Origin of the sequence: Streptomyces palmae, assembly GCF_004684805.1 — a bacterium.
Classification (GTDB): Bacteria; Actinomycetota; Actinomycetes; order Streptomycetales; family Streptomycetaceae; genus Streptomyces; species Streptomyces palmae.
Window position 1 is genome coordinate 1 of the sequence record NZ_SRID01000514.1, and the last position, 3,846, is coordinate 3,846.

The 3,846-nt window shown below is 76.8% G+C and carries 2 protein-coding genes; one reads left to right on the plus strand and one right to left on the minus strand.

From position 1 onward, the window contains the following. Positions 1 to 508: 508 nt before the first annotated feature. Positions 509 to 1,222: a VIT1/CCC1 transporter family protein gene (locus E4099_RS30160; RefSeq protein WP_135342285.1), complete on the minus strand. Its 714-nt coding sequence runs from the start codon at positions 1,220 to 1,222 to the stop codon at positions 509 to 511. 433 nt (positions 1,223 to 1,655) lie between these two features. Between E4099_RS30160 and E4099_RS30165 the strand changes: the two genes are divergently transcribed. After that, the coding region (locus E4099_RS30165) for a lantibiotic dehydratase family protein (RefSeq protein WP_167828532.1) at positions 1,656 to 3,846 on the plus strand (2,191 nt) is incomplete at its 3' end.

Below are 3,846 nucleotides of genomic sequence, written 5' to 3' on the forward strand. Positions count from 1 at the left end.
GCCGTACGGCGGGCGGCCCCCGACGCCGCGCTTGCCCTCAGCGCCTGCCGAAGGGCCACCAGGACCGCTTCTGCTGCGGCGGGCAGCTGCAGCGCTGCCCCTTGGGGACGCCGGCCAGTACCTGGTCCACGTGGTTTCCGCACCCGGCGTAGGTGGCCTTGCCGCACCTGCCACACGTCACTCGACGACACATGGCTTACTCCTCTCCCGCCCGCGGGTATCCGCCGGGCCGTTCACTTACGCTGGCCATGATACCCCCATGGGTATTGTTCCGGGAGGAATCGAGCCTCACCCGCGGACCGGTGCGAGGGGGCGGCACCGACGCCCCCGGGGCACCCTGCGGACGGGCGGTACAGGGGCTGGGTGCGCGGCGGCCGGGCGGGCGCGGAGGGCACGCCCACCGGCGCACCCGGCGGGCCCCCGCCGACGGGGCGGTCGGCGGATGCGCCGGGCACATCGCACCTGCCGGGCCGGTTCGCGGTACTGGTGGGGACTGTCCGGCCCGGACTCACACCCCCGAGACGTGGGCGATCTGCCCGACCGCGGCGGTGACGGCCATCGCCAGCCCACCGCCCACGACGACACGCAGCGTGGGGCGCAGCGCCCCGATGCCGGCGGTGCGGGCGGCCAGCACGCCGGCGACGGCCAGGCCGCAGAGGGTGAGCAGCACGATCAGCCAGGCACGTGCGGCGCTGGAGCCCGCGAGGAGGCCGAGGAAGGGGATCAGCCCACCGGCGAGGAAGCTGGCCGAGGAGGCGAGCGCCGCCTGGAGCGGGCGGGCGGCGGTGTGCTCGCTCTGCCCGAGTTCGTCGCGCAGATGCGCCTGGAGCGGATCGGCCGCGTGCAGCGCTTCGGCGACCTTCCAGGCCAGTTCCGCGGGCACCCCGCGGGCGCGGTAGATGCCGGCGAGTTCGGCCAGTTCCGCCTCCGGATACTCGGCGAGCTCGCGGGTCTCCTTGGCTCGGTCGGCGTCCTCGATGTCGACCTGGGAGCTGACCGAGACGTACTCGCCCGCCGCCATGGACAGCGCACCCGCCGACAGGCCGGCCAGACCCCCGGTGGCGACCACGGAGGGGCCGGTGCCGCCGGCGGCCAGGCCGACCATGAGACTGGCGACCGACACCAGGCCGTCGTTCGCCCCGAGGACCGCGGCCCGCAGCCAGCCGGCCCGGCCGGCGCTGTGACCCTCGTCGTGCGGGTTGCGCAGCTGGAAGAACGTCATCGGGATCGCTCCTTCTCGGCCCTGTCGTGTCGATTGTCGGTGGCGCCCGGCCCCGGCGCCCGACGAGGGACGCGCGGGAGGCGACCCGGAGCGGCGGGCGCGACGTCCGCGGACGGCACAGGCACGGCCGGGCCGGCATCGGCTGCCGGACCGCGTCGCGCCCCGGGGCGGACACCGGCGGCGACACGCGGTCGGCCTCGATGCCGGGCGAGGGACCGCACCTCCCGCCGCGGCTCCTGCCCCCGGGTGGCCGTACCCCGGCCGGATCGCCCGGATGCCCGGTATCGGCGCAGACGACGGGTGGCGCCCCCGCCCGCGACGATCCGACCCGCACGCGGGTGGCGCGGGGCGGCGGGCCGGGTACCGCAAGGTACGCCGAGAAGTTCACCGGCCGGTGTTGCCGTCCGGCGTGCCGGTCCACTTCGCTGGGCCGGTGACCTTCCGCATGTTCGCGGCCCGCTCGCCCGTCCTGCTGCGGCTCGCCGTGCTCCCCGTGGACGCCCTGGCCGACCGTGCCCCGGGGCCGGAGGCCGAGCCGGCCGACTCCCTCAGGGCGCTGGCGGCCGACCCCTTCCTGCGCGAGGCCGTAGAGCTGTCCAGCGACTCCCTGGCCGGCATGCTGCGGCGGATCGAGGACGGGGCGGACCTGCCGCCCAAGAGGCTGGCCCGGGTCGCCGAGTCGCTGACCAAGTACGCCCTGCGGATCACCGGACGCCCCACGCCGTTCGGCCTGTTCGCGGGGGTGGCCGCCGCGGAACTCGGGCCCCGGGCGCAGGTCGGGACCGGCGCCGCGCACCGCAAGTTCGTCCGGCCGGACGCGGGGTGGGCCGCCTCGGTGAGCGAGGCGTACCTGGGCGAGGCGGAACCGACGGACCGGGTACGCGTCGTCTCCAACGACCTGTGCTTCGTACGGGGCGACAGCCTCCACTCGCCATGGGTGCCGGCGGTCGGCGGGGCCGCCGGGGTCAGGGCCTTCTCGGTCCGGTACGGTCCGGCGGTCCGCTTCGTGTACGAGCGGGCCGCCCGCCCGGTCGGCCTCCGCGGCCTGGTGGCGATGCTGGCCGAGCAACCGGACCTGGTGCGGTCCGCGGAGAGCGCCGAGCGGATCGTCCGGCGGTTGCTGCGCATGCGCTTCCTGCTGTCCTCCCTGGCACCGGAGGCCCTCGGCGGAGCGCGCCGCCCGGCACCGGACGGGCCGGAGGCCGACCCGCTGCCGGGCGAGGCCAGGGCGGCCCTGGAGCGGTACGCGAGGACCCCGGTCGGGGGCGGCCGCCGGGAGCTGGCGGCCGCCGACCGGGCCCTGCGCACCCGGCACGGCTTCCCCTGCCCGCCGTTGCAGGTGGACCTCCGCATGGACGCCTCGGTCACCGTGCCGGAGGCCGTCGGCGCCGAACTGGCGGAAGCCGCCGCCGTGCTGTGGCAGCTCACCCCCCGCGAGGGCCTCTTCCCGCACCTCGACGCCTACACCCGCGCCTTCGTCGAACGGTACGGGACGGGGCGCGCGGTGCCGGTGGGCGAGCTCCTGGATCCGCATGCCGGGCTCGGCCTGCCCGCGGGCTACCGCACCGGGGCGCCGCGTCCCGCCGGCGCCGGCGTGGACCGCCGCCGCGCGGCCCGCGACGCGCTCCTGGCCGAGCTGGTGCACGGCAGCCTCGCGGGCGGCGGTGAGGAGATCGTGCTGGACCAGGCGGCCGTTCTGCGGCTCGCCGGAGGACGGGCGGAGGACCGGTCCGCGCCCGAGTCCCTGGAACTGTGCGCCCAGGTCCTCGCAGCGGGCCTCGAGGAGCTGGACCGCGGGGACTTCCGGCTGGTCCTGGCCCGGCACGGCGGGTCCGAGGCGGCGGGCACCTCGGCCGGCCGCTTCGCCCACCTGCTCGGTACGGAGCGGATCCGTGCCCTGATGGCCCCGGACGGCGACGACTCCCGGCTGCACGCGCAGGTGTGCTACCAGCCCGCCTCCCCGCGGCACCTGAACATCGGCCAGGTGCCGCGGGTGCTGCCGTACCTGCTTCCCGTCGGGGTGTTCGCGGACCGTACGGACCGGCAGGTGATCGACTGGCGGGAGCTCGACGTCCTCGCCGACGACGAGGACCGGCTGCGGCTGGTCCGGCGGACGGACGGCCGGGAGGTCGTGGTGCGCAAACCCCATCTGCTGGGCGCCGACCGCTCGGCGCCGCCCCTGGTGCGCTTCCTGCTGGAGATCTCGGCCGGCGGCTCGTCCGTGTGGGCGCCCTGGAGCTGGGGAGCCCTGGAGGCCATGCCCTTCCTGCCCCGCGTCCGCTACGGCCGGGTCGTCCTCCGGCTCGCCCGTTGGAAGCTCTCGGCCCCTCTGCTGCGGGAGGACCTCCCGCCCGAGGAGTGGCGTGCGGAACTGGCCCGCTGGCGGGCGCGCCTGGGGGTGCCGCGCCGGGTGCAGTCGGCCGCGGCGGACGAAACCCTCTCCCTCGATCTGGACGACCCCCTCCACCAGCGGCTGCTCAGGCAGGAGTCCCGCAACCGGGAGGTGGAGATCTGCGAGGATCCGGCGGCGTACCCGGCGGCGTACGGCTGGATCGGTGGCCTGGCCCACGAGCTCACCCTCTCCCTCGTCCGCCGGCACCGGCCGCCCGCCCCCGCCCCACCGG

Excerpts from the sequence above, each read along its gene's own strand:
- E4099_RS30160 (WP_135342285.1), bottom strand. The coding sequence starts at position 1,222 with ATGACGTTCTTCCAGCTGCGCAACCCGCACGACGAGGGTCACAGCGCC.